Genomic DNA, 24526 nt, shown 5'->3' with positions numbered 1-24526 from the left:
CTTCTGACTACGGGAATCCTCGGACCTCTGAACAGACCGCAAAAAAGCGATAGAGCTACGCACGAATTTGCGGACCGTAAATCTTCGAGGGTCGTGAAGGGAGTCCCAGTTGGCTTCAATTCGGGGCGACGTGACTTCCCGTCCGTGTTCATTTCCCAAAGCGTGAACGAACCGTAATAGGCCCAGTCGATCTATCTCGATCGTGAGCGGAAGTTCGATGAACTGGGATGACCTTTCCGCTTCGACAACGGAGATCGTCGGAGTCGAGTCGACCGAACGCAGGCGAGGGACGCTCCCAAACGTGGTGACGAGTGCGGACGTGAAGCTCACGTACAACACAGAGAGAGATTCGTTCGTCCCGTACCTACTCGGAGACATCAACGCGAATCCAGAGGGGCTCCGAATCCACGAGGAGAAGTCGGACCGACCCGTCTTAGAGCTTGTTGCCCGTGCCTTCCTGTCGAACGTCTCGGGGACGGAACGATCCGTCGTGGTCAACCTTCCGGAGTCAGTTTTCGACACGAGCGACAATGAGTGGGTCGACAAGGACCGGTGGATCGTGAGCGACAAGCAGGCCGTCGTCGACACCATCTCCGAACTCCAGTCTGTTTGTACTGTGTTTCTCACCGCAGGCGCCCGTGGCATCTCACAGCGTGACTCGACTATCACATACGATCGCGCCCAGGGTCAAGTTCAGGTTGACGGCTACGTGAATCTCACCGACTGGGGGGTCCCCCTGCAGACCGCACTCGACAGCGACGTGAACGCCATGAGCAAAGGCGCCAATGCACCCACAGGTGTCTGGAACCCACAATTTGAGACGAGCGGCAAACTCGGACTCTTACGGGAAGCAAAGCAGCTCGTCCATCAGCGACAAGGGGTCGAACTCCCTCGATTCACCAGGATCGAGACGGTCTCTGATGTCAGGAACTTCTACGAGGAACTCGGTCGTCGTGTCGTCGTGAAAGGTCCGTACGGTACGTGGGGCGATGAGGTCGTGGTCGTGGACGACCCGCAGTCGATCAGGCGAAAGGCGCTCGAGAAGGAACAGATCGTCCGAGACAAGCGGTCTTTCTCGGACTTTTCGATCCTCTGTGAAAACAAAGAAGAGTTCTGTTTCAACTCTCGGGCAAACACATCGCACTACGGCGTCGTGGAGGAGGCGATCGCGGGGACATTCGAGCGGGACAACGTGCAGTACGAGACGTTCGAGATCCCGCCTCGCTGTCACCCCGATTCGGAAAATAGTCCCATCGATTTCGTGCCGTTAGTGGTCCGGGATACCAGCGCTCCCGGTTCAACCGACTCAACGGTCGTTTCGACGGTCGTGCGGGTGTCAAGCAAACCCGATCTCAACGCGAATGCGGGGACCGAGTACGTGAACTACTACACGCTCGAAGAGATCCGAGACGGTTCCGTCGCAATTCCGAATCCACGCGACGAAGCGACCTTCGATGTCGATCTGTGGGAACTGCTGGAACGTACCGCTGGAAGGACAGTTACGAGCGGCGAATTGCAGGACGCGATAAGAGCGGCAGGGCACGTCGCATTTGCCGTCCGAAATCGTTGTGGGACCATCGCCGAGAACCAGCTTTGACTCGTCAAGTGGAGCTTTAGACATCCATTTGCTGCCCGGACGAGTTGTCACCACGATCGCGTTCACGGTACGATGGGAGTCTCTGCACACGTAGAGACGCGGTGTGCCGTCTTTGTCTCACTCTGAACCGTGCGGCACCGAACGTCGTCGTGCACAAGCAAGCAGGAACGGCACACGTATCGGCCTGCGTGGACGCGAGTCCCGAACGGCAGTACCGCCGGATCGTATCTGGCTTCTGAAACCGAACGCAGGCGGCTTCGTCAGTTCCGTGTTGCTGCTCAGTTTCCCCTCGTTCTCCACTACCGTCCGCCCCAAATTCTAGATTCGTGTCCGTTCTCACCTCGTTATCAGAATTGTATCACCTGTCCGCCACCGAGTGACTGGTACCCGCGGATGATTGACCGACTGGCGACGGGACGTCTCGCAGCCGCCTTCGCGGAGATAGACGTCGTCCTAGTCAGTCTGGTTATTCTGGTGGTTTTCTTTTCGGCAGAAGCGCTGGCGGTCTGGATTGCCAAGGTCGTCGTATCCGGAGTGGTCTGGGATCTGATCAAGAAACTGATCCGTGGTGAACGAGCGATACGGGGGTCAGGTAAACGGTAAAGGCTTACGGCGCGACGGCGCCAACTCCGGGCCATGAGTTCCGTGCCCGAGCGCGGCGACATCGACGAGGAGTACAAGTGGGAGCTGGAATCGCTCTACGCCGACGACGAGGAGTGGGAGGCGGCGTTCGACTCCGTACAGGACCGGCTCGACGACCTCCGGGCGTTCGAGGGGCGGGCGACCGAGGACCCCGAGACGCTGCAGGACTGCCTGGAGACCTACGAGTCGATCATGCGCGAGGTGGCGAACGTCTCCGCCTACGCGCGGATGCGCAGCGACGAAGACACCGCCGACAGCCACTACCAGGCGCTGTCCTCGCGCGGCCAGTCGCTCGCCTCCGATGCCTCCAGCGCCGCGAGCTTCCTCGAACCGGAGATCCAGAGCCTCGATCGGGAGACCGTCGACGAGTACATCGACGAGAACCCCGACCTGGAGGTCTACGGCCACTACTTCGACGACGTGCTGCGGATGAAACCCCACACCCGCTCGGCGGAGGTCGAGAACCTGCTGGCCGACCTGGGCGAGGTGCTGGGTTCGACCGGTGAGGTGTACAACATGCTCGTCAACGCCGACGTGGAGTTCCCCAGCGTCGAGGACCCCGACGGCGAACCCCGGCGGATCACCCTCAACAACTTCACGACGCTGCAGGAGAACCCCGACCGGGAGTTCCGCCGCGACGTGTACGAGACGTTCTACGACGAGTGGGAGGAGTATCGGAACTCGATCGCCGCCGCGTACAAGAACAGCGTCAAGACCGACGTGAAACTCGCCCGCGCCCGCGACTACGACACCGCGCGCGAGGCCGCCCTGGACGGCCCGAACGTCCCCGTCGAGGTGTACGACACCCTCGTCGACACCGTCGACGACAACCTCGACGTGCTGCAGCGACACGCCGATCTCAAGCGGCGGTCCATCGGCGCCGACGAGCTGCGGATGTGGGACCTCTACGTCCCGATGGTCGAGGGCGAGAGCCCCGACGTGGAGTACGACCAGGCCCGCGAGTGGGTCACGGGTGCGGTCGAACCACTGGGCGAGGAGTACCAGGAGTGGCTGGCGGAGGGCCTCGACTCGCGGTGGGTCGACGTGTACGAGACCGACAACAAGCAGTCCGGAGCGTACTCGGGTGGGACCTACGACTCCCAGCCGTTCATCCTGATGAACTACCAGGACGACGTGGCGTCGATGTACACGCTGGCCCACGAGCTGGGCCACTCGCTGCACTCGGAGTACACCAGCGAACACCAGCCCTACGTGTACAGCTCCTACGAGATCTTCGTCGCCGAGGTGGCCAGCACCGTCAACGAGACGCTGCTGACCCACCACCTGCTCGACGTGGTCGACGACGAACGGCTGCGCCGCCACGTGCTGAACCAGTACCTCGAACGGTTCCGCTCGACGCTGTTCCGCCAGACCATGTTCGCGGAGTTCGAGCACGAGACCCACCGGCTGGAGGAACAGGGCGAGGTCCTGACCGCCGACCGACTGGACGACGTGTACGGCGGGCTCAAGGAGGAGTACTACGCCGACGCGGCGGTCGACGACCGCGTCGCTCGCGAGTGGATGCGCATCCCGCACTTCTACCGCGCGTTCTACGTCTACCAGTACGCCACCGGGATCTCGGCCGCGGTCGCGCTCGCCCAGGGCATCCTCGAGGAGGGCGAGCCGGCCGCCGAGCGCTACCGGGAGTTCCTCGCCAGCGGCTCGCGGGAGTACCCGCTCGAACTGCTGGACTCGGCGGGCGTCGACATGACGAGTTCGGACCCGATCCAGTCGGCCATCGACACCTACGACGAGTTCCTCGACGAGTTCGAGGAGCTGATCTGAGCCGACTCCCCCGGTTCATCCCCCGCCGACACCCTTCGTTTCGACTCGAACCCGCCGACCGGCAGAACTCCTTTCGGCGTCACGCTCCAACAGAGACCGATGAGTCCACAGAACGGGCGACCGGCGGAGGATACCGCGGCGAGTACGGACACCGCGAGGCGAGTCGTGCTCTCCTACCCCTCGGACCTCAGCACGTGGGGTCGTGACAAGCTCGACGGGTCGCCGTTCCGCGCGTACCTGCGGAAGACGCTCGGGCGCGTCGAAGTGGGGGAAGTCACCGAGCAGTTCACCGGCGTCGGCTGCTGCGGCGACACGCTGGACGTGCCGCTACGGATCGAGTCGGTCGAGGGCGGTCGGCGGGTCGGCGAGTCGACAACTATCGAGTACGCGGTCCGCGACGCCTGCGGGGTCGAGGGCGGCTGGCGCGTCCAGAGCGCGAGCGGGCCGACGGCGTAGATCGAGGCGGAGCGGCGTCTCTCAGGGCAGGTACCGCACGCTCACCACGCCGGGTTCGGAACGGATCTCGACGCGTTCGACGCCGAGGCGGGCGGCCCGTTCGACCGTCGCCTCGTCGTCGCGCACGTCGGCGACGGCGCTGTCGGTCGAGTCTTCAGGCACGGTCAGCACGTGGACCTCGCCGGTGCCCGCGCGCTCGTGGGTGGTGACCTCGCCGACGGGTTGGTCGGCGGCGGTCTCGCGGGCCCGCTCCGTGGGGGGCTCGTCGTGTTCCTCGACGGAGACGGTGAACTGTCGGTCGATCTCCTCGACCGTCCAGACCACGTCCATCGGCGGTTCCGGCGCGAGCGTCCCCTCGACGGCGACGCCGACTTCGAGGCCGGGATTGCTCCCGAGCGTGTGGATCTGGCCGTCGCTCACGTCGCGCAGTACCGCCGACTCCGCGTCGGCCTCCGTAACGACGAACGTCCCGGTCTTCATGGGCGTCCGTAGCGCGTCGGGGGTTTTCCCCGTTTCGACGGCGGCTCGCCGCGTCGCTCCCCCGCCATCGCGAAGGAGCCGAGAGACCGCCCGGCGGTCACCGCAACTGGCGATGGGAGAGGTAGATCAGAAGCGCCGCGCCGACCGGCGGGACGACCGCGGCCGCGTTCGGCAGCCCGTAGAGGAACTCGGCGACGAAGCCGAGGGCGCCGCCGGGGTCCTCCCGCAGGTCCGCCGGCGTCGTGATCACCAGGGCGACGTACATCGCCAGGAGGAACCCGTATCCGGTGGCGGCCAGCTGTCGGTCGTAGCGCGTCTCCGACCCCACTCGTCGGTGCCGGCGGGCGACGAACAGCACCGGCGCCACGAGCGGCGCGACGACCAGCAGCATGAGGAACAGGAAGAAGGCCCGGGAGAAGGTGAACGAGCCGCCGGCCGCGTCGGCGGTCGAGCCCAGCAGGGTCACGATCGCGAAGGTGAACAGCAGGACGACCCCGGCGCCCAGCAGCGCGCTGACGCCCGCGTAGATCCGGAACGCCATCGACTCGCTCGCTCGGAAGGCGTAGGGGTAGGCGGTGAGGATGCCCTTGTACGTCTCCGCGGCGTCCGAGTCGCCCCTCGGCGCCGACGCGGCTTCCCCGTCCGCGCTCACTTCGTCCGTGGCGTCGCTCATCCCCGGAGGGTTCGGTTCGGGCGGGAATAAACCACCCGTTCGACGGCCGGGCTCCTCCGGGAGCGCCCCGGGTTCGCGCCGTGACGGACGGCACCGCGACCGCGTCGAAAAGGACTATTCCCCACCCGGGCGACCATCCGCACATGAACGTCGACATCGGGAACGCGCTGGCGAGCGAGGCCGACCCGGGGATCTCCAGGGACGACCTCGACGACCTCGACGAGCGCGTCGCCGACGCCCACGACCGGATCGCCCGCGGCATGGCCGACGACGACTTCGGCTACGCCGCCCTCAATCTCCCCGAGCGCGCCGACGCGGCCGAAATCGAGGACGCCGTCGCCGGGTTCGACCCCGAGGCCGTCCTCACCGTCGGTATCGGCGGCAGCGCGCTCGGCGCGATCACGATCACCGAGGCGCTGGCGGGCGACTCGCCGGTCGACCACTACGCGCTCGACAACGTCGACCCCGCCCACGTGAATCGCCTGCTCGACGACCTCGACCTGGCGGAGACGGTCGTCCACGTCGTCTCCCGGTCGGGCACCACCGCCGAGACGCTGGCGAACTTCCTCGTCGTCCGCGATGCGATGGAGTCGGCCGGCGTCGACTGGAGCGAGCAGACGGTCGTCACGACCGGCGAGGCCGGGCCGCTCCGAGAGCTGGCCGAGACCGAGGATCTCCCGGCGCTGGACGTGCCCGAGGGCGTCCCCGGCCGGTTCTCCGCGCTCTCGACGGTCGGGCTCGTGCCCGCGGCGATGATGGGCGTCGACCTGGAGGGGCTGCTCGCCGGTGGCCGCGCGGGCGCCGACGCGCTCGCCGACTCGCTGTACGACTGTCCGGCCTACGCCTACGGCGCGGTCGCCTACGCGCTCGACGAGCGGGGCGCGAGCGTGAACGCGATGATGCCCTACGTCGAGGGGCTGGAGTCGTTCGCGGAGTGGTTCGCCCAGTTGTGGGCCGAGAGCCTCGGGAAAGACGGCGGCGGCCAGACGCCCGCCCGCGCGCTCGGCGCGACCGACCAGCACTCCCAGCTCCAGCTCTATCGGGCGGGACCGCGGGACAAGCTCGTCACCGTCGTCCGCCCCGCGGAGCGACCGGACTGCGCGATCCCCGAGACGGACGTGGCCGACCTCGAATACCTCGGTGGCCAGGATCTGGGAACCCTGCTCGACGCCGAGTTCGAGGCGACCGAAGCGAGCCTCGCCGCCGCCGAGCGACCGTCGGTCCGGATCGAGCTCGACGCGATGGACGCCGAGAGCGTCGGACGCCTCCTCTTCGATATGGAGGCCGCCTGCGTGCTGGCGGGCGAACTGTACGGCGTCGAGACGTTCGACCAACCCGCGGTCGAGTGGGGGAAGAAGGCCGCGCGTGGCCTGCTCGGCGGCGGCGACTTCGAGGAGGCCGACGCGGTGGCCGAGAAAACCGAACTCGTCGTGGAGTAGCCGGCGAGCGAAGGAGCCCCGACCAACGTCACCGCTGGCGTACAGGACAGGTGATGGTTGTTGCGGTGAGCGGTTGCGGTGCGGTCGGCGCGCGCTGTCGCGCGCTTTCATGCGCGCGACCGTAGCCGCGCGAGGGATGAGCACCGCACGCCGTAGGCGCGCGGAGCGCAAGAGGTTGGGGAGGTTCGAGGCCATCTGCGGTCGCGGTCCTGGTGGACTGAAAGGGCGAGGCGCGCTCGCGTGCAGTTCAGTCGCCTGAGCGGGCACTATCCGCGCGGGCCGTGCGGAGAGCGCGGATATCCCGGTCAGCGACCGCGAGCGTGGCGAGGGCTTTCATCGCGTGCTGCCTCCGTCGAGTACGGTCGATCCGATTCCGAGCGAGCGCGATGAGGGCTTTCATCGCCTGCTGTCCACTGCGGTCGCTGTCGTGCTCATTTCGTCCGCACCAGAACGACCAGAACCAACGACTCCACTCACACGCCGAACTGATCGCGCTCGTCGGGACCGGTGCAGTCAAACCCGTGGGAGACCTACCGGCGGCCACGCAGATGGGATCGGAGTACTACCGCGTCGCCGACATGGAGACTCGCGTCGAGAGCCTGTTTCACTCGATAGCGCTGGTTGTCCTGGCCTTCATCGCCGGAACCTTCCTGCTGGCCGGCGCGGGGTCGGTCCTGGGCGCGCTCGGCTTCGACGTCGAGTCAATGGCGACGCTGCCGCCGCTGGCCTACGCCGCCCTGACGGCCACGCAGTTCGTCGGCTTCTTCGCCGTCATCGGTCTCTACCTCGGGTGGCGCTCGGACGAGCAGTTCTTCCGGGCCGCCGTCCCGTCGCTGCGGGACCTGGGCTGGGTCGTCGCCGGCTTCGTCGGCCTGTTCGCCATCGCGTCGGCGCTGTCGGCGGTCATCCAGGCCGCCGGCGTCGACACGGCGACCAACCAGGTCATCACCCAGGGCCAGCGGGACCCCGTCCGCTTCCTCTACCTGATCCCCGTCACCTTCCTGTTCGTCGCGCCCGCGGAGGAACTGCTCTTCCGCGGGATCGTCCAGGGGCTCTTTCGCCGGGCCTACGGCGCCGTCCCGGCGGTCGTGCTGGCCAGCGCCGTCTTCGGCGCGATGCACTACTTCGCCCTGCTCGGGTCGGACGGCAGCATCGTCTCGTCGCTCGCGCTCGCCGCCGCGCTGGGGGTCGTCCTCGGCGCGGTGTACGAGCTCACCGAGAACATCGTCGTCCCCATCGTCGTCCACGGCTGCTGGAACACGATGAGCTTCCTCCTGCAGTACTTCCAGGCCACCGGCGTCGTCTGAGCGGTGGCGGCCCCGTCCGACCGCGACCGAGCGGTCCCCATTCGACCGACCGGGAACCGCGTCGGACGGCCGTCTGACGGGTTATTAAGCGATCCGGCGGGAAACACGGGGTGTATGCCGACCCGCTACACGGTCGTCTGCGACGACGACCGCGCCCGGGAAATCGAGGCGATCGCCCGGCAGTACGACCTCACCGAGGAGGAAGTACTCCGGCAGCTCGTCGACACCGGGCTCGACCATCTGGAAGAACAGGCACCGTAGCGGGTGGGTGGGGGTGTAGTCGACCGGACAGCGGCCGCTCTCGGTGGGGCTAGTCTCGGGGCGAACCGGGTTCCGAGCGGCGGCTCAGGCCGGGTTCTTCCGGGAGAGGTCGCTCCCGCAGACCGGACAGCGGTCGTGGTTCTCGTCGAACTCGCGGCCGCAGCCCGAACACTGGAAACGCCAGTCGCGCTGCTCGGAGATCCCTTCGCGGGCGATGAGTTCGACCGCGACCTCCAACTTCTCGGCGACGTTCTGCATGGCGTAGTCGTCGGTGACGAGGCGGCCGTCGAGTTCGAACGCGGCGGCGACCAGCCGGATGTCCGTCTCCGAGAGGGTCTCCAGGTCGCCCGTCTCGCGGGCGGCGCGTTCGATGCGTTCGACGGTCTCCTCCTCGGGGATGTGGATGTGCATCCCCGACCCCTCCATGGCGTCGTAGCGGTAGGCGCTCTCGTCTTCGAGCTCCTCGCGGACGAGCGGCACCGTGGCTTGCTGTTCGGTCGTGTGATACTCGTTGATAAAAGCCGAGGCGTCGAGGACGTACATTTAGCGCTGGACGATCATCTGGTCTTTGACTGCCTGGACGCGGTCGACGGGCACGAGGAGGTGTCCCTGCTCGTCGACCTCGAACTGCGAGTTGTCGAGGTGCTCGTTGGGCTCGATGATGAGGTTCTGAAGCCGCCCCGTCTCCAGGTCCATCGTGATGTTGTACAGCATCCCCATCTCGGCGCCGTCCGTCCCGGTGACGGCCTTGCCGGAGAGGTTCTCGGCGAGTATCTCGGCCATGCTCCCGACTACCGAGTCAGACCCCATAAACGCCACGGGGCGTCTGACGGCCGCGTGACGCCCGCCGTCGCGGTCGCCGGCCCCCGCCGACGCCCGCAGTCGCCGGAACCACCGGGATTATGCCGGTCCTCGTCCAACGCAGTTCCCATGGATCGCAGACGTCTGCTGCGGGCGGGCGCCGTCGCGCTCGCGGGGCTCGTCCCGGGGTGCGGGCTGGGGTCGGACGACACCACGGCGACGCCGGACGACCCGGCGTCGTCGGAGCGACCGGCGGCGACGGCGACCGCGACGCCGACGGCCACGGCGAGTCCGACGCCGGACCCGACGCCGACGGCCACGGCGACCCCGACCGCCACGCCGACGGCGACCGCCACGCCGGCGCCCGACGAGGCCGCCCAGGTCGTCGCCGTCGGCGACGGGTCAGCCGAGTTCGAGCCCGAAGTGTTCGAGATATCGACCGGCGAGACGGTCGTCTGGGTCTGGCACAGCAGCGGGCACAACGTCCAGGCGACCGCCCGACCCCGCGGATCGACGTTCACCGGGACGGCCGGCGGGGACGAGACCACCTACGAGGAGGGACACACCTTCGCACACACCTTCGAGGTCGCCGGCGAGTACGAGTTCCGCTGCTACCCCTACCGGGACCTCGGGATGACCGGCTCGTTCACCGTGACCGAGTGATCGACCGCCGGGAACCCGACCAGCCCGCCCCGAGACGACCGGTTCGATCGCCACGGGGTTTATTCCCCGACGGTCCCGAGCGGACGCATGGACCTCCGCCGCTTGCTCCGACTCAGTGGGACCGCGCTCGCCGCCGCCGTCGCCGGCTGCGGGGGCGACGGCGACGAGACGGACGCCGAAGACCCCCGGACCGACGGCGACGCGACGCCGTCGCCGACCCCGACCGACGAGCCCGCGACGGACACGCCGACCGCCTCGCCCACGGCGACGCCGACCGAGGAACCGACTCCGACGGCCACACCGGACTCGGCCGCGACGCCCACGGGGACACCGACCGCCTCGCCCACACCGACGGCCACACCAATGCCGACGGCGACGCCCAGGCAGGCCGCGCAGGTCGTCGCGGTCGCCGACGGGGAACTCGCCTTCGCGCCGGACTCCTTCGAGATATCGACCGGCGAGACGGTCGTCTGGGTCTGGTACAGCAACGGGCACAACGTGCGTCCCGAGACGACGCCGAGCGGGTCGGACTTCTCCGGGACGGCGGGCGGTGACGGCGACCTCTACGACGAAGGCCACGAGCTCTCGGTCACCTTCGAGACGGCCGGCGAGTACGAGTACTACTGCGCTCCCCACCAGGGCGTCGGCATGACCGGTTCGTTCACCGTCACCGAGTAGCCGGGTCCGGCCGGGCGGCGGCCCGCGCCGGCCGGTCGGGAGTCGGTCGCGCACGCGTCGCGTATCGCCGTCGCTCACGCGCAGATGAGATCACTTATCCGGCCTGCGGGGCTGATCCGAGACAACCGAACCTTCTGTGGTGATAGGATGGCAGACTCACAACCGACAGACACCGACGACGAGTCCGAAGCGACGCTTCGGACACCGATAGTCGCCGTACTCGGCCACGTCGACCACGGCAAGACCAGCCTGCTCGACGAGATCCGCGGCTCCGCGGTCACCGAGGGCGAGTCCGGCGCGATCACCCAGCACATCGGCGCGACCGCCGTCCCCCTCGACGTGATCTCCGAGATCGCCGGCGAGCTCGTCGACCCCACCGACTTCGACCTCCCGGGCCTCCTGTTCATCGACACGCCCGGCCACCACTCCTTTTCGACGCTGCGCTCGCGGGGCGGCGCGCTCGCCGACATCGCGATCCTCGTCGTCGACGTCAACGACGGCTTCCAGCCCCAGACGCTCGAAGCCGTGGACATCCTCGCGCGCACCCAGACCCCCTTCATCGTCGCCGCCAACAAGATCGACACCGTCCCCGGCTGGAACCCCAACGACCACGCGCCGACCCAGCAGACCATCGACGCCCAGACCGACCGCGTCGAACGCGACCTCAACGAGAACCTCTACGAGCTCATCGGCGATCTGTCGGACAACGACTTCTCGGCGGACATGTACTGGCGCGTCCAGGACTTCCAGAACAACATCGGCGTCGTCCCCGTCTCCGCCGAGACCGGCGAGGGCATCCCCGACCTCCTGACCGTGATGATGGGGCTCTCCCAGCGCTACATGAAAGAGGAGATGGCCGTCGACGTGAACGGACCCGCCGCCGGCACCGTCCTCGAAGTCACGGACACGCAGGGCTTCGGGGCGACCGTCGACGCCATCATCTACGACGGCACCATCAGGGCGGACGACGAGATCGTCGTCGGCGGCGTCGAGGGCCCCATCGTCACCGAGGTGCGCGCCCTCCTTCGCCCGCGCCCGCTGGAGGAGATCCGCACCGAGGGCCAGTTCGAACAGGTCGACTCCGTGGCGGCCGCCGACGGCATCAAGATCGCCGCGCCGGATCTCGACGACGCGATGGCCGGCGCGCCCATCCGCGTCGTCGGCGACCGCGACGTGGACGAAGTCGTCGAGGAGGTCCGGGCCGAACTCGCCGACATCGCCGTCCAGACCCAGGAGGAAGGCGTCGTCGTCAAGGCCGACACCCTCGGGAGCCTGGAGGCGCTGGCGTCGACGCTCGAGGAGGAGGAGATCCCGATCGTCCGCGCCGAGGTGGGCGATATCGCCCCCCGCGACGTGCGCGTCGCCGAGACCGCCAACGAGGAGAAACACCGGACGATCCTCGGGTTCGGCGTCGAGGTGCTCGACGACGCCAGCGACCTGGCCGAGCAGGAGGACGTGCGCATCTTCGAGCACGACGTGATCTACCGGCTGGTCGAGGAGTACGAGGAGTTCGTCGAGGAGCGCGAGCGCGCCCAGCAGGACCAGGTGCTCGACAACATCACCCGGCCAGCGCGCTTCCAGATACTGGACGACCACACCTTCCGCCAGTCCGACCCCGCCGTCGTCGGCGTCGAGGTGCTCGGGGGGACGCTCCATCGGAACTCCAACGTCGCGCTGTTCGAGGGGAGCGAACCCGAGCGCGTCGGGCTGCTCAAGACCATCCAGGACGAGGGCGAGGACGTCGACGAACTCAAGCGCGGCGAGCGCGCGGCCGTCTCCATCGACGGCCCCACGGTCGGCCGCCAGATCGAGGAGGGCGACGAGCTCTGGACGGAGATCCCCGAGAAACACGCGAAGATCCTCGAACAGGAGCTCTCGGAGGACATCCCCGTCAGCGAACTCGAGACGCTCAACGCGTACCTCGAGAAGCGGCGCAACCGCGACCCCTTCTGGGGGAAGTAACGTCGCGTTACCGGCGGATCGACACCGTCTAACCGCGGATACCCGCGCCGTCGTCCCCGTCCGTCCGGCGTGGCCGTCGCCCGTCCGACCCGGGCGGTAACGGCGAACAAAGCGGCAATAACTGCCGAAAACCTTTTGCGGTCGAGTTCCAACGGCTCGCAACCGAGCCGGAGTCCCGCGGTCCGTGGACGCCGCGGTCCCGGCTTCGGAGGGGGGATACGTATGGTCACCTTCGCGGTCGGCGACGCGTTCGCGCTGTTCGTCGTCACGCTCGCGTACGCGCCGGTGGTGCGCGCGTACGCGCTCGACGGGTCCGCGCCTCGCCTCGTGGCGGCGCACACGGCGCTGCTCGTCGGGCGCGCCGCCGCGCTCCTGGCGTCGGCGGTCGACTGGGCCGTCCTCCCGCCGGTCGAGTACGGCGTCGGGATAGCGCTGGCCGCGCTCCTGTTCGCCTGGTACTGCTACAGGGAGTACCGGCGCGACGACCCGGACCGAACGGGCGTCGGCTCGCCGTCGCTCTCCGGGGACGGTGACTGAGATGGTGTCGCTCCTGGCCGTTCTCGCGCTGGTCGGCGCCGCGGGGTTCCTCGCGGCGGCGGCCCTCGCCGCTCGCCTCTACGTCGAGCGGCCGCTCTTTCGCAACTACTGGTTCAGCTGGGTCGTCGCGACCGGCCACCTCGCGCTGTGGGCGCTGGCGGACCTGCTCGGCCGGGTCGGGCTCGTGCCGTTCCTGGCCGACAGCGTCGTCCCGCTCCTGTTGCTGACGGTCGGCCTCGGTGCGCTGTTGCACATCGCCCTCTACGACAACACCGGGAGCGAGACGCTCCTCGAAGAGATACGGACGAGCGAGGCGCTGAACGACGCGGTCCTCGACAACTACCCCGACGGCGCGGTCGTCCTCTTCGACGACGACCTGACCGTCCTGCGAGCGGGCGGCGACGACCTACCGGGTCGCGACGGCCCCGTGGCCGACGCCGAGGGCGCGTCGCTGCCCGCGCTCCTCCCCGAGGCGGTCCTGTCGACGGTCGAACCCCGATGCCGGGCGGCCCTCGACGGCGAGTCGGCGTCGTTCGACCTGTCGCACGACCGGGCGACCTACGAGGCGCGAGCGCTCCCGCTCGACGCCGACTCGGGGACGGACGGCGGGTCGCCGACCGACCGCGTGCCGGCGGGCGGATCGGGCGGCCCCCTCGGCCTGCTCGTCGTCAGGGACGTGACCGAGCGCGAGCGCCGCGAGCGACGGCTCCGCGAGCAGCGCGACCGGCTGTCGGCGCTGGACCGGATCAATCGGGTCCTCCGCGACGTCGACCACGCGCTCGTCGGCGCGGACTCGCGCGAGGCGGTCGCGCGGGCGGTCGCCGACCGGCTGGCCGCCGACGAGCCCTACCGCGCGGTGACGGTCGCCTGGCGGGAGGGCGAACGGCTCGTCCCCGCGGCCTGGGGCGGTCGCGAGCGCGACGGCGCGGCCCGGGCGTTCCCGGCGGCGACCGGTCCGGCCGCCGCGGACCCCGGCGCCCGCGCGCTCGAAACCGGCGACGCCCAGGTCGTGCGGGACGTGGGGACCGACAGCGAGCCGAGCCGGGCGGGGGACGAGACAGACCCGTGGCGGCGCTCGGCGCGCGCCCTGGGGGCGCGGGCGGTCGCGGTCGTCCCCGTCCGCCACGACGACCGGCGGCTGGGCGTCCTCGCCGTCTACGCCGACCGCCGGGACGCCTTCGAGTCGCGCGAACTCGCCGTCCTCGACGGCTTCGGCGAGACTGTCGGCCACGCCGTCGTCGCGCTCGAACGGCGCGAGCGCGTCACCGCGCTCGCCGACCTCCACCGGCTCACCCGGGAGCTGTTCCACGCCGAGACGACCGACGCCGTCGGCGACGTGGCGGTCGCGGCCGGGCCGGACCTGCTCGGCGCCGACGTGGCGCTGCTCGCGTACGACGCCGCCGACCACCGGCTGCGCGTCGTCGTCTCGTCGGGCGAGGACGCGACGGCGCTGGCCGGCGGACCCGACCCGCCGGCCGACCGCGAGTCGGTCGCCTGGCGGGCGTTCGCCTCCGGAGAGCCTCGCACGTTCGACGACCTCCGGGAGAGCGAGGGCGTCGCGACGCCGTCGACCGGCGCGCGGAGCGCGGCGGTCGTCCCGCTCGGCGACCACGGCGTGCTGGTGGCCGCGTCCGGGGAGGTCGGCGCGTTCGACGAGCGGCGCCGCCAGCTCGTCGACCTGCTCGCCGCGACGACCGAGGCGGCGCTCGACCGGCTGGCGAGCGAGGCGGACCGGCGAGCCCGCGAGGCGGACCTGCGCGAGCGCAACGAGCGCCTCGCCCGGCTCCAGCGGCTCAACGACGTGATCCGCGACGTGGACCAGGCGATGGTCGGCGCCACCTCCCGCGCCGAGATCGAGGCGGCCGTCTGCGACCGGCTGACGGCCGACGACCGCTTCGCGTTCGCCTGGATCGCGGGCGCCGACGCCGAGGGGGCCGTCGACCGGCGGGCGGCGGCCGGCGACGGCGGGAGGTACCTCGAGACCGTCTCGCTCGACCGCGACGCCTCGCCCGTCGAACCGGCGGTGGCGACCCTCGCGACGGGCGAGCCGACCGTCGTCGACAGCCTGGCCGACCGGGACCGGGCGGCCGACTGGGTCTCGGCCGGCCTCGACGCCGGCTTCGCGGCCGCCGTCGCCGTCCCGCTCTCCGTCCACGACATCGACTACGGGGCGCTCGCGGTGTACGCCGACCGCCCCGGGACCTTCGACGAGCGGACCGTCGCCGTGCTCGCGGACCTGGCCGACACGGTGGCCTACGGGATCAACGCCCGCGAGACGAAGCGCGGCCTGCTCGCGGCCGGCGGGACGGAGCTGAAACTCGCCGTCGGCGACGGGGAGTCGGTCCTAACGGGGCTGGCCGCGGCGGCGACGGGCCCGCTCCGGGCCGTCGAGACGCGCCCGCTCGACGGCGACGCCACCGAGATCACGTTCGTCGCACCCGGCGCGTCGCTGGCCGCGCTGCGCGAGCGCTCCGGGCGGTCGCCGGTCGAGACGGTCGAGACGGTCAGCGACCGCGGCGACGAGCACGTCTTCCGCGCGACCGTCACGGGGCCCGTGCTCCCGGCCGAACTCGTCGAGTTCGGCGCCGTCCCGCGCGATATCGAGGTGACCGGGGCGGAGACGACGGCGACGGTCCTGTTGCTCCCGCACGTCGACGCCCGCCAGTTCGTCGAGCGACTGCGCGAGCGGTACTCGTCGGTCGAACTCCTCGCCCGGCGCGAACGGGACTCCCGGTCGCTGACCCGCGGCGCCTTCCTCGACGAGTTCGAATCGCTGGTCACCGACCGCCAGTTCGAGGTCCTCCGGACGGCCTACGAGCGCGGCTACTTCGACCGCCCCCGGGCGTCCAGCGGACAGGAGGTGGCCGACAGCCTCGGCGTCTCCCAGCCGACCGTCAACTACCACCTCCGCGAGAGCCAGCACCGCCTCCTCTCGCTGCTGTTCGGCGACGCCGACGACGGGAACGCCGGCGGGACGCCCGCCGACGAAGCGGCCTGACCGCCGCCCCGTACCCCCGGCCCGATATCCTCTGGATCCCCACTTCCAGGCGCTTTCGCGGTCGGTCTCGCCGCCGTTCTATCCACATCGAACCCGTCGGGCGTCGCTCTCTACACCAGTCGAGGCCAGGGCCATGCCCGGCCGGCCCCAACCGATCGGTACGGATGCACGAGATCAACTCCGCGACGCGCGACGACGGTCCCGGCGGCCCGTCCGTCGTCGCCCGCGTCGTCACGGCAATCGCCCACGCCGAGGGCGTCGAACCGGACCGTCTGGACACCTGCCTCGCCGACTACGTCGACGCCGACGCACTGGAGGGGCTGTACGCGCGCAGCCGGGCCGAGACGGCCGATCTCACGGTCCGGTTCGCGGTCGAGGGCTACGAGGTCGTCGTCGGCGGTCCCGACGAGATCCGCGTCTCGGAGACCGACGAGGCCCCCGTCGCGGGCGAGCGAAGTTGGCAGCCGTGAGCCATGCCCGACCGCGTGACAGAGCCGGACGCCGCACGGACCTGCGACCGTTGCGGCCGCCCCATCGACGACTCGCGGTGGCACCCCGTCGCCTTCGACGACGCCCGCGGCGCGATCCGCTCGTTCTGTTCGCGAGGGTGCAAGCGTCGCTTCCGCGACGACTGACCGCCCGTCGCCGCTCGACACCCGGCCCCGAGCGCCTACCACCGACGCACACGCAGTAATAACATTTAATTACGTCACGCTCGACGGTTGACACGTGCTTCGATCAGTGGCGAGCGACGCGCGCGGTGTGGTGTCGGTCCACGACGCGATACTGGCGCTGATCCCGGCGATCCTGGCGCTCGCGGCGCTCGCCGGTGCGGTGCTGTCGTGGTCGTGGGGGACCGCGCTGGCCGTCGGGAGCGTCCCGGCCAGCGGGACGGTCGGCTACGCGCTGTTCTACAATCCGCCGGCCGGCGTCGGGGAGAACTGAAGGGCGACCGCGGTCGCGGGCGTCTCTCGGGGCTATCGAGCCGTCGGGCTCGTACTGCCCGACAGCGCCTGTTTGACCTGGAGGGCGGCGCTGGCGGCCAGTCCCTGCGCGAGGTCGGTCTGTTCGTCTTCGGTGATGGTCGCGTCGGCCTCCTCGGGCGTGTAGCCCGCGGAGACGACGGGGCCGACCGGCGGGCGGACGGCGACGGTGGCTTCGGGACCGTCCGAGCCGGCCGTCAGGTCCGACCCGACGACGAACTCCTCGGGGAGGAGCTCCCGGGTCTGCTGGGCGACTCGCGAGAGGTCCCGCTCCAGCTGGCGGCGCTGGTCGGACGAGAGCGTCTCCGGATCCAACCCGTCGTCGCCGAGCGGCGAATTTCCGTACATTGGGCTCTTCCGCGGCCGTAAGCGGCCCAGGGTCTTAACCCCTGGGAGAGGCGTACTCCTTGCCTTCTCACACGATCGATCGTGGCTGCCCGGGTCTGTGCCGGCGTCACCGCGCCCGGTCAGTCCAGTAAGGACTCGCTACCGCCGTAGGCCGCGACGACGACCGCCGTCGCGTGGTCGGCCGGGTCGGCGGGCGTCGACTCGACGACCACCTCGGGCTCGGCGCGGAACGTCCACTCGCGCAGTTCCGTCCCGCGGCGCAGGCCCGCCTCGACCGCCGACTCGACCGCCTCGGGGTCGGTGCCGCTGGCCTCGTAGAACAGCCCCCGGCCAGACTCGCTGCGGACCCACCCGAGGCCGGCGCAGGCCTCGCCGTCGGCGCCCGGGGGGAGCGTCTCGCGGCCGACGACCGCGTACAGCGCCTCGCCGGTCGGTCCGAGGTCGGGCGCGGTGCCGACGCGGTCGAGCCGGGCCTCGGCGGGGATCACCGAGGAGAGCGTCACGAGGTTGTAGTTGTGGACGCCCGCCTCGGCCAACGCCGCGTCGAACGACGACATCGCCGTCGGGCCGGTGGCCGACCCCCACGCGACCCGGATGGTGCTCATACCTCCGCATCGTCGACTCGCGCGCTAAGGGGTTTCGTTTCCGGTCGAGCGGCGGTCCCGCCCGCCGCAGCGGTCACGGCCCGTCGAGTGACATCGGTTCGCGGCCCCGGTCACAGCCCGCTCGCCATCGGCGCGAGGTGCAGCGGGTGCGACCCGCCGGACCCGGTCCCCCGGTCGTCGATTCCCGGTGTGGGCGGGACCGCGCGCTTGTGCAGCGAGTCGACGTACAGCCGCGCGACGGTCTCGGCGGTCTCGGGGCTCGCGTCGACCTCGTCGAGGGCGTCCTCGACGCGCTCGCTGCGGTCGACGACCCGACGGAGGACCGGGTCGATCTCCGAGTACCGAGCCCCCAGATCCTCGGCGTCGGTCTGGCCGGCCCAGAGATCCGCCGTCGGCTCCTTGGCGACGATCCGCCGCGGGACGCCGACCTGCTGGGCGAGCGCCTGCACCTCCGTCTTGTAGAGGTCGCCGAGCGGGAACAGGTCGGCGCCGCCGTCGCCGTACTTCGTGAAGTAGCCCAGCAGCAGCTCCGAGCGGTTGGCCGTCCCGCAGACGAGATACGAGCGCGCGTTGGCCGCGTAGTACAGCGCGCACATCCGCAGGCGCGCGGTGAGGTTCCCGATCGCCCGCCGTCCCCCGTCGGGGGCGACCTCGGGAGCGACGTGGTCCTCGAACAGGTCCAGCAGCGGGCGCAGGTCGACCTCGCGGAACTCGATACCCAGCCCCTCGGCCATCGTCCGCGCCTCCTGTGCGTTGTCCTCGTCGGTGTGTGCCGGCAGCCCGAGCCCCAGCACGCGGTCGCTGCCGAGCGCCTGAACGGCCAGGTGCGCCGTCAGCGTCGAGTCGACGCCGCCGCTCAACCCCACGACGACGCCGCGCGCGCCCGCGTTCGTCACCTTGTCCTTGACGAACGCCACCGCCTCCTCGCGCACCGCCGCCAGGTCGTCGCGCTCTGTCAGAAAGCCCGGTCCGTCCGTCCGGACCGACGTTACCCCCTCGTCGGTGTCGGTGGATACCATGTTTTCGGTCACCGTAATACGTTTTCCCTGGTCGAACGTCTCTTATTTAGTTTTGATCCTTAAACAAACGCTAAGGATTTGCCTAAAAGGTGATCGGACAGATGTCCGAGTTCGGACGACCGGGTGCGAGCGGTTCGGCAGTTGCGGTCGTCGCGCTGTCGGGGCGGTCCTGACGGTGTGGGAGCGGTGCAGTGACGCGAGCATCCGCGCCGCAGGCGCGGTTCTCCGTCAGAGACAAGCTCTGACGAGCCTCGCGTCGCTGCTCTCCGCGAGACACCGGACGCGAGCGAACGGAGTGAGCGAGTCGTCCGGCTTTTTTTCACCCATGTTTTTGGCGGGTGGGTGCCCGCAGGCGCGCTTCGCGCGCCGAGGACACCCACCCGCGAAAAAGATGGAAACTAGATGGCTCCTAGTAGAAAGCGACCGGCTGGCCCTCGGTGGCGTCGCCCTCTTCGATCTTCTCCAGGGCGTCGACGAAGTCCTCGGTGCGCACGTCGGTGCGGCCGTCGCGGATGGCGAACATGCCGGCCTCGGTGGCCAGCGAGGCGAGTTCCGCGCCGGAGAAGCCGGCGGTCTCCTCGGCGAGGCGCTCGAAGTCGACCTCGTCGGCGAGGCTCATGTCCTGGGTGTGGATCTCGAGGATGCGCTTGCGGCCCTCGGCGTCGGGCTCGGGGACTTCGATCAGGCGGTCGAAGCGACCGGGGCGGAGGATGGCGCGGTCGAGCATGTCGAAGCGGTTGGTGGCGGCGATGATGCGGATCTCGCCGCGGTCCTCGAAGCCGTCCATCTCCGAGAGCAACTGCATCATCGTTCGCTGGACCTCGGCGTCGCCGGAGGTCTTGGACTCCGTGCGCTTGGCGGCGACGGCGTCGATCTCGTCGATGAAGATGATGGCTGGCTCTCGTTCGCTGGCGAGTTCGAAGAGATCGCGGACGAGCCGGGAGCCCTCGCCGATGAACTTGCGGACGAGTTCAGAGCCGGCCATCTTGATGAACGTCGCGTCGGTCTCGTTGGCGACCGCGCGGGCGAGCATGGTCTTGCCGGTGCCGGGCGGGCCGTGCAGCAGGACGCCGCTGGGCGGTTCGATGCCGACCTCGTCGAACTGCTCGGCGTTGACCAGGGGCTCCTCGACGGCCTCGCGGACCTCCTGGATCTGTTCCTCGAGGCCGCCGATGTCGTCGTAGGTGACGGTGGGCGACTCGTCGACCTCCATGGCCTGGGCGCGCGCGTCGGTCTCGCTCTCGAGCTGTGACTGGATAGAGAAGGAGTCGTTGATGGCGACGCGGTCGCCGGCTTCGAGGCCCTCGCGCAGCTGCGTGGGGAGCTCGGTGAGCACCTCCTGGTTGTTGCCGTGCTGTTTGACGACGACGCCGTCGTCGATGATCTCCTCGGCGGTGGCGACGTACAGCGAGGAGGTCTTGAGCGTCTCGTTCTCGCGTTCGAGCTGGTCGACCTCGTCGGTGAGCTCCTCGCGGCGGTCGCGCGCGGAGTCGAGCTGCGCTTCGAGTTCGCGGTTCACCTTGACGAGCTGTGCGTGGTGGTCGGTGAGCGCGCCCAGCCGTTCCGACGGCGTCATGTCGGGGTCGAGTTCCAGCCGGGGTCGCTCGGGGAGCGAGGGACTGCGGGACATCGGGTTAGTGGGTGGTAACGAGCGAAAGAAAAAGTGCCTTTGGGTGTGCCGACCGACCGATCCGCGCCCCATCCGGCGGTCGGGAGCGTGCCGAACGGGCCGATCCCGGCGGACGGCGGCGGCGTCGCCCGCTCGTGGGTGTCGGCGCAATGGAGAAGGCTTATCGGCCGGCGTCGCACACCGACGGGCATGGTCGAGTTCGTAGTACCGGAACCCGATTACGACCGGTACTCTAATCGTCAGCTCGCGGCCGTACCGCTGGCCGTGCTGGCGCTCGCGTTGCTGGTCCTCGCGGGGTGGACCCTGATGACCGGGACACCGGTCACGCCGGGGATCGAGTTCACCGGGGGGACCGAGATACAGGTAGCGACAGACGCCTCGCAGTCCGAGGTCCGACAGACCCTCGACTACGCCGAGAGCGTTCAGCCGATCGCCGGCTCGAACGAGTTCATCGTCACGACCCAGGAGACCGACTCCGAAGCCATCAGCTCGGCGGCCCGGTCGGCCGGTTACGAGGTCGTCTCCGTCCAGTCGCGGTCGGCGAGCTTCGGCGCCGACGCCCAGCGCCTCGCGCTGATCGGCATCGGCGTCGCTTTCGTCGGGATGAGTCTGCTCGTGTTCGCGCTGTTCCGGACGTTCGTTCCCTCCATCGCGGTCGTCATCTCGGCGTTCTCGGACATCATCATCCCGCTCGCGCTGATGAACGTCTTCCAGATCAAGCTCTCGCTGGGCTCGGTGGCGGCGCTGCTGATGCTGATCGGGTACTCCGTCGACTCGGACATCCTGCTGAACAACCACATCCTCCGCCGGCGCGGGAGCTTCTACGAGAGCACCTACCGCGCGATGCAGACCGGTGTGACGATGACCATCACCTCCATCTCCGCGATGGTCGTCATGTGGATCGTCTCGTCGCTGTTCGGTATCCCGCTGCTGCCGGATCTCGCGATCGTGCTCGTGTTCGGACTGACCGCCGACCTCATGAACACCTACATGCTGAACCTGAGCCTGCTTCGCTGGTACAAGTACGAGGGGGTGGCCCGATGAACCTCCGCGAGAACTGGCGGATCGTCATGCTCGTCGTGTTCGTCCTCGCGTCGACGTTCGCGCTGTTCGGCCCGGCGGGGGCGCCCGACGCCGGCGCGAACAACAGCTCCTCGTACGGGGCCGCGACGGGGCCGACGAACCTCCAGTTCGGACTGGAACTGGCCGGCGGGTCGCGCATCCGCGCCCCGCTCGTCGGGACCACCGCCGAGAACCTCGAGATCGAACAGGGCCAGCGGTCGAGCATCCGCCAGACCGTTGGCAACCAGTTGAACGTCTCGACGGGGGACGTATCGGTCGTGTTGAACACCGGCAACGGCGACGCCGTCGAGGTGCTCGTCGAGAACGTCAGCGAACAGCGGTTCCGGACGGCGCTGACGGAAGCGGGTCTCGACGGTGACGAGGCGACGATACGGAACGGTGTGACCGCCCAGACCCGCCAGCAGACCGTGGAGACGATCACCGCGAAGATCAACCGCGGCGGGCTGAGCGGCGGACAGGTGGCGACCCAGCGCTCGGCGACCGGCGAGAACTACGTCGTCGTCGACGTGCCCAACGCCAACACCACCGAGGTGCTCAACCTCATCGGCGACGAGGGCGCAGTCACCATCGTCGCCACCCGCCCCGTCGACACCGACAACGGCACCGTCTACCGCAACCAGACGGTACTGACGAACCGCCAGCTGGAGAACTCCCAGATCGGCCTCGCGGACGTGACCGAAGGCGGTCAACCCATCGTCCCGATCACGCTGACCGAAGACGCCGCGCAGAACTACTCCCGTGACCTCGTCGACCTCGGGTTCACGTCCAGCGAGGCGACCGGACCGCAGAGCTGTCGGTACCGCCAGAGCCCGGACGATCCGGGGTACTGTCTGTACACGACCGTCGACGGGGAGATCGTGTACGCGGCCGGCCTCGATCCGGGCCTCGCGGAGGACATCGAGTCCGGCGAGTTCGTGACGGCGCCGTCGTTCGTCATGCAGACGCGGTCGACCGACGAGGCCCAGCGCCTGCAGGTCAACCTCCGGGCCGGTGCGCTGCCGACGCGGCTGGCCGTCGAGAACGGGACCGTCCTGTTCCTCCAGCAGAGCCTCGGTGACCGGTTCAAGTGGCAGGCGCTGCTGACCGGCCTGATCGCATGGCTCGCGGTCAGCGGCTCGGTCTTCCTGCGCTACCGGGACCCCCGCGTCGCCCTCCCGATGCTGGCGACCGCCGCCGCCGAGGTGTACCTGCTGCTCGGGTTCGCCGCGGCCATCGGCCTCCCGCTGAACCTCTCGTATATCGCCGGGTTCATCGCCGTCATCGGGACCGGGGTCGACGACCTGCTGATCATCGCCGACGAGATCCTCGACGAGGGACAGGTCGCCACCGGCAGGGTGTTCCAGAGCCGCTTCCGCAAGGCGTTCTGGGTCATCGGCGCCGCCGCCGTGACGACCATCATCGCCATGAGCCCGCTCGCCTTCCTCTCGCTCGGGGATCTGCAGGGCTTCGCCATCGTCACCATCGTCGGCGTCCTCATCGGCGTACTGGTCACCCGCCCGGCCTACGGTGACGTGCTCCGGAATCTGATGCTCGACCAGGGCGGCGACTGACCGTCGCCCCCGTTCCGGGTCCCGTCGTCCACCGGTCCACCGGCTCGATCTGCACCGCCCGGGAAACCATGCTTGCCGAGTAGTCGATGTCGGATATTCGACCGTTCTGGTCTCGACTGACGACCCGCAGGTGTCGCGGTCCGATGGGATTATCGGCCGGGAGAGGCAACCGGACGGCCATGGAGCGGACCGACCCGCGCCGGCGCTACGACGACCTTGTCGTCCGGCGGGAACGCCACGCGGTCGACGCCGAGCGGTTCGACGAACTGCGCGACGCCGAGGTGTTCCGGTCGGGCTGGGGCGTCGCGGGCGTCGTCCTCGACGGCGAGCGCCTGCTGGCCATCCGCAACGAGGCGTATCCCACGGAGTGGACGCTCCCGGGCGGCGCGGTCGAAGACGGCGAGGGGCTGGCCGACGCGGTCGTCCGGGAGGTGCGCGAGGAGACCGGGGTCGCGGTCGAGCCCGTGCGACCCGTCGGCGTCGACGAGAGCGTCGTCACCTGCGAGGCCGCCGCCGACGGGGGCGGCGAGCGTGACGGGGACGGCGAGCGCCGCGTCGAGATGGCGTTCGTCCACTTCCTGTGTCGCGCGACCGACCCGGCGGTGGCCGACGGCGGGGACCTGGGCGACCCCGACGAGGAGATCACCGAGGCGGCCTGGCTGGGGTCGTTGCCCGAGGAGGTGTTCAACCCCGACCACACCCGCGAAGTGTACGAGGCCGCGCTGGCGCTCGACAGGGAGTGAACCGTCGGAACCGCGGCGAGCGGGCGCCGCGCTGACCCCACAGATACAAGTCGCGCACCGAACAGATCGCCGGTATGGTCCCCCTGCTGATCCTCGGGCTGACGGAGCTGATCGTCGTCCTCGTGAATCTCGGTATCGTCGCCGGCGTGATCGGCGGCGTCGTCTACCTCGTCCGTCGCGTCACCGACTCCGGGGACGACGAACGGATCGAAGAACTGGAGGCGGAAGTCGAGGAGCTGCGCGAGGAGCGCGACTCCGGGGAACGGACGAGCGGCGACGGCTGAGC

Annotated in this window: 27 protein-coding genes; 19 read left to right on the top strand and 8 right to left on the bottom strand. The window is 69.4% G+C overall.

The genetic code is table 11. The features are described 5' to 3' along the window. The first annotated feature begins 217 nt into the window (after window positions 1–217). The 4 genes from HZS54_RS05230 (at window position 218) to HZS54_RS05215 (ending at window position 4480) form a co-directional block, all read left to right on the top strand. Complete coding sequence (locus HZS54_RS05230) at window positions 218–1597, top strand: hypothetical protein (RefSeq protein WP_179920888.1); 1380 nt, start codon at window positions 218–220, stop codon at window positions 1595–1597. A gap of 393 nt (window positions 1598–1990) precedes the next feature. Next, window positions 1991–2200 carry a hypothetical protein gene (locus tag HZS54_RS05225; RefSeq protein WP_179920887.1) on the top strand — a complete coding sequence of 70 codons (210 nt, stop codon included), beginning with the start codon at window positions 1991–1993 and terminating at the stop codon, window positions 2198–2200. 33 nt (window positions 2201–2233) lie between these two features. Next, window positions 2234–4024, top strand: a complete 1791-nt coding sequence (gene pepF / locus HZS54_RS05220; RefSeq protein ID WP_179920886.1) for an oligoendopeptidase F — start codon at window positions 2234–2236, stop codon at window positions 4022–4024. A gap of 99 nt (window positions 4025–4123) precedes the next feature. Beyond that, window positions 4124–4480: a DUF7968 family protein gene (locus HZS54_RS05215; RefSeq protein ID WP_179920885.1), complete on the top strand. Its 357-nt coding sequence runs from the start codon at window positions 4124–4126 to the stop codon at window positions 4478–4480. A 21-nt stretch (window positions 4481–4501) separates the two neighbouring features. On the opposite strand, the gene HZS54_RS05210 is transcribed toward HZS54_RS05215, so the two are convergent. After that, a complete protein-coding gene (locus tag HZS54_RS05210) occupies window positions 4502–4960 on the bottom strand; it encodes a DUF5812 family protein (RefSeq protein ID WP_179920884.1) in 459 nt (152 codons plus the stop codon). Window positions 4961–5057: 97 nt separating this feature from the next. Continuing rightward, complete coding sequence (locus tag HZS54_RS05205) at window positions 5058–5633, bottom strand: DUF8056 family protein (protein WP_246391784.1); 576 nt, start codon at window positions 5631–5633, stop codon at window positions 5058–5060. 143 nt (window positions 5634–5776) lie between these two features. On the opposite strand from HZS54_RS05205, the gene HZS54_RS05200 reads away from it, so the two are divergent. The 3 genes from HZS54_RS05200 to HZS54_RS05190 all read left to right on the top strand — a co-directional run bounded on the left by HZS54_RS05200 (window position 5777) and on the right by HZS54_RS05190 (window position 8640). Next, a complete protein-coding gene (locus HZS54_RS05200) occupies window positions 5777–7072 on the top strand; it encodes a glucose-6-phosphate isomerase (RefSeq protein ID WP_179920883.1) in 1296 nt (431 codons plus the stop codon). A gap of 521 nt (window positions 7073–7593) precedes the next feature. Next, window positions 7594–8379 carry a CPBP family intramembrane glutamic endopeptidase gene (locus HZS54_RS05195; protein WP_179920882.1) on the top strand — a complete coding sequence of 262 codons (786 nt, stop codon included), beginning with the start codon at window positions 7594–7596 and terminating at the stop codon, window positions 8377–8379. A gap of 114 nt (window positions 8380–8493) precedes the next feature. After that, window positions 8494–8640 carry a CopG family transcriptional regulator gene (locus tag HZS54_RS05190; RefSeq protein WP_179920881.1) on the top strand — a complete coding sequence of 49 codons (147 nt, stop codon included), beginning with the start codon at window positions 8494–8496 and terminating at the stop codon, window positions 8638–8640. Window positions 8641–8724: 84 nt separating this feature from the next. On the opposite strand, the gene HZS54_RS05185 is transcribed toward HZS54_RS05190, so the two are convergent. Together HZS54_RS05185 and HZS54_RS05180 are read right to left on the bottom strand one after the other, a co-directional pair. Beyond that, on the bottom strand, window positions 8725–9183 hold the full coding sequence (locus HZS54_RS05185; protein ID WP_179920880.1) for an NOB1 family endonuclease: 459 nt from the start codon (window positions 9181–9183) through the stop codon (window positions 8725–8727). Further along, entirely contained in the window at window positions 9184–9423 is a 240-nt protein-coding gene (locus tag HZS54_RS05180) for a PRC-barrel domain-containing protein (protein ID WP_135366015.1), read from the bottom strand. It abuts the gene before it with no gap. 147 nt (window positions 9424–9570) lie between these two features. Here HZS54_RS05180 and HZS54_RS05175 point away from each other — a divergent pair, with 147 nt between their 5' ends. The 8 genes from HZS54_RS05175 (at window position 9571) to HZS54_RS05140 (ending at window position 17224) form a co-directional block, all read left to right on the top strand. Next, window positions 9571–10104 (top strand): plastocyanin/azurin family copper-binding protein, encoded by a 534-nt coding sequence (locus HZS54_RS05175; RefSeq protein ID WP_179920879.1) that lies wholly within the window; start codon window positions 9571–9573, stop codon window positions 10102–10104. Between the two features lie 87 nt (window positions 10105–10191). Then, entirely contained in the window at window positions 10192–10782 is a 591-nt protein-coding gene (locus HZS54_RS05170; protein WP_179920878.1) for a plastocyanin/azurin family copper-binding protein, read from the top strand. A gap of 147 nt (window positions 10783–10929) precedes the next feature. Then, window positions 10930–12744 carry a translation initiation factor IF-2 gene (infB, locus tag HZS54_RS05165; protein ID WP_179920877.1) on the top strand — a complete coding sequence of 605 codons (1815 nt, stop codon included), beginning with the start codon at window positions 10930–10932 and terminating at the stop codon, window positions 12742–12744. Window positions 12745–12966: 222 nt separating this feature from the next. Continuing rightward, window positions 12967–13281 (top strand): hypothetical protein, encoded by a 315-nt coding sequence (locus HZS54_RS05160; RefSeq protein ID WP_179920876.1) that lies wholly within the window; start codon window positions 12967–12969, stop codon window positions 13279–13281. 1 nt (window position 13282) lies between these two features. Then, window positions 13283–16279, top strand: coding sequence for a GAF domain-containing protein (locus HZS54_RS05155; RefSeq protein WP_179920875.1), 2997 nt, complete (start codon window positions 13283–13285; stop codon window positions 16277–16279). A 164-nt stretch (window positions 16280–16443) separates the two neighbouring features. Then, on the top strand, window positions 16444–16749 hold the full coding sequence (locus HZS54_RS05150) for a HalOD1 output domain-containing protein (RefSeq protein ID WP_179920874.1): 306 nt from the start codon (window positions 16444–16446) through the stop codon (window positions 16747–16749). Window positions 16750–16764: 15 nt separating this feature from the next. Then, window positions 16765–16914: a DUF7576 family protein gene (locus HZS54_RS05145; protein WP_179920873.1), complete on the top strand. Its 150-nt coding sequence runs from the start codon at window positions 16765–16767 to the stop codon at window positions 16912–16914. A gap of 94 nt (window positions 16915–17008) precedes the next feature. Continuing rightward, entirely contained in the window at window positions 17009–17224 is a 216-nt protein-coding gene (locus HZS54_RS05140; protein WP_246391782.1) for a DUF8015 family protein, read from the top strand. 32 nt (window positions 17225–17256) lie between these two features. Here HZS54_RS05140 and HZS54_RS05135 read toward each other — a convergent pair whose 3' ends face one another. The 4 genes from HZS54_RS05135 to pan2 all read right to left on the bottom strand — a co-directional run bounded on the left by HZS54_RS05135 (window position 17257) and on the right by pan2 (window position 20864). Beyond that, window positions 17257–17610, bottom strand: a complete 354-nt coding sequence (locus HZS54_RS05135) for a DUF5811 family protein (protein ID WP_179920872.1) — start codon at window positions 17608–17610, stop codon at window positions 17257–17259. A 119-nt stretch (window positions 17611–17729) separates the two neighbouring features. Next, on the bottom strand, window positions 17730–18215 hold the full coding sequence (locus tag HZS54_RS05130) for a pyruvoyl-dependent arginine decarboxylase (protein WP_179920871.1): 486 nt from the start codon (window positions 18213–18215) through the stop codon (window positions 17730–17732). 110 nt (window positions 18216–18325) lie between these two features. Then, window positions 18326–19234, bottom strand: coding sequence for an NAD+ synthase (locus HZS54_RS05125; protein WP_179920870.1), 909 nt, complete (start codon window positions 19232–19234; stop codon window positions 18326–18328). A gap of 409 nt (window positions 19235–19643) precedes the next feature. Further along, window positions 19644–20864: a proteasome-activating nucleotidase Pan2 gene (gene pan2, locus HZS54_RS05120; protein WP_179920869.1), complete on the bottom strand. Its 1221-nt coding sequence runs from the start codon at window positions 20862–20864 to the stop codon at window positions 19644–19646. A 189-nt stretch (window positions 20865–21053) separates the two neighbouring features. Here pan2 and secF point away from each other — a divergent pair, with 189 nt between their 5' ends. The 4 genes from secF to HZS54_RS05100 all read left to right on the top strand — a co-directional run bounded on the left by secF (window position 21054) and on the right by HZS54_RS05100 (window position 24524). Further along, window positions 21054–21908 carry a protein translocase subunit SecF gene (gene secF, locus HZS54_RS05115; protein ID WP_179920868.1) on the top strand — a complete coding sequence of 285 codons (855 nt, stop codon included), beginning with the start codon at window positions 21054–21056 and terminating at the stop codon, window positions 21906–21908. Next, window positions 21905–23497 (top strand): preprotein translocase subunit SecD, encoded by a 1593-nt coding sequence (locus HZS54_RS05110; RefSeq protein ID WP_179920867.1) that lies wholly within the window; start codon window positions 21905–21907, stop codon window positions 23495–23497. Before secF ends, HZS54_RS05110 begins: the two co-directional genes overlap by 4 nt. Before the next feature lie 179 nt (window positions 23498–23676). Beyond that, window positions 23677–24240: an NUDIX hydrolase gene (locus tag HZS54_RS05105; RefSeq protein ID WP_179920866.1), complete on the top strand. Its 564-nt coding sequence runs from the start codon at window positions 23677–23679 to the stop codon at window positions 24238–24240. A 74-nt stretch (window positions 24241–24314) separates the two neighbouring features. After that, window positions 24315–24524, top strand: coding sequence for a hypothetical protein (locus HZS54_RS05100; protein ID WP_179920865.1), 210 nt, complete (start codon window positions 24315–24317; stop codon window positions 24522–24524). Window positions 24525–24526: the final 2 nt, after the last annotated feature.

Source organism: Halosimplex pelagicum (genome assembly GCF_013415905.1).
Taxonomy (GTDB): Archaea; Halobacteriota; Halobacteria; order Halobacteriales; family Haloarculaceae; genus Halosimplex; species Halosimplex pelagicum.
The sequence above is the reverse complement of the archived record's forward strand: the minus strand, read 5'-3'. Positions and strand labels throughout refer to the sequence as shown.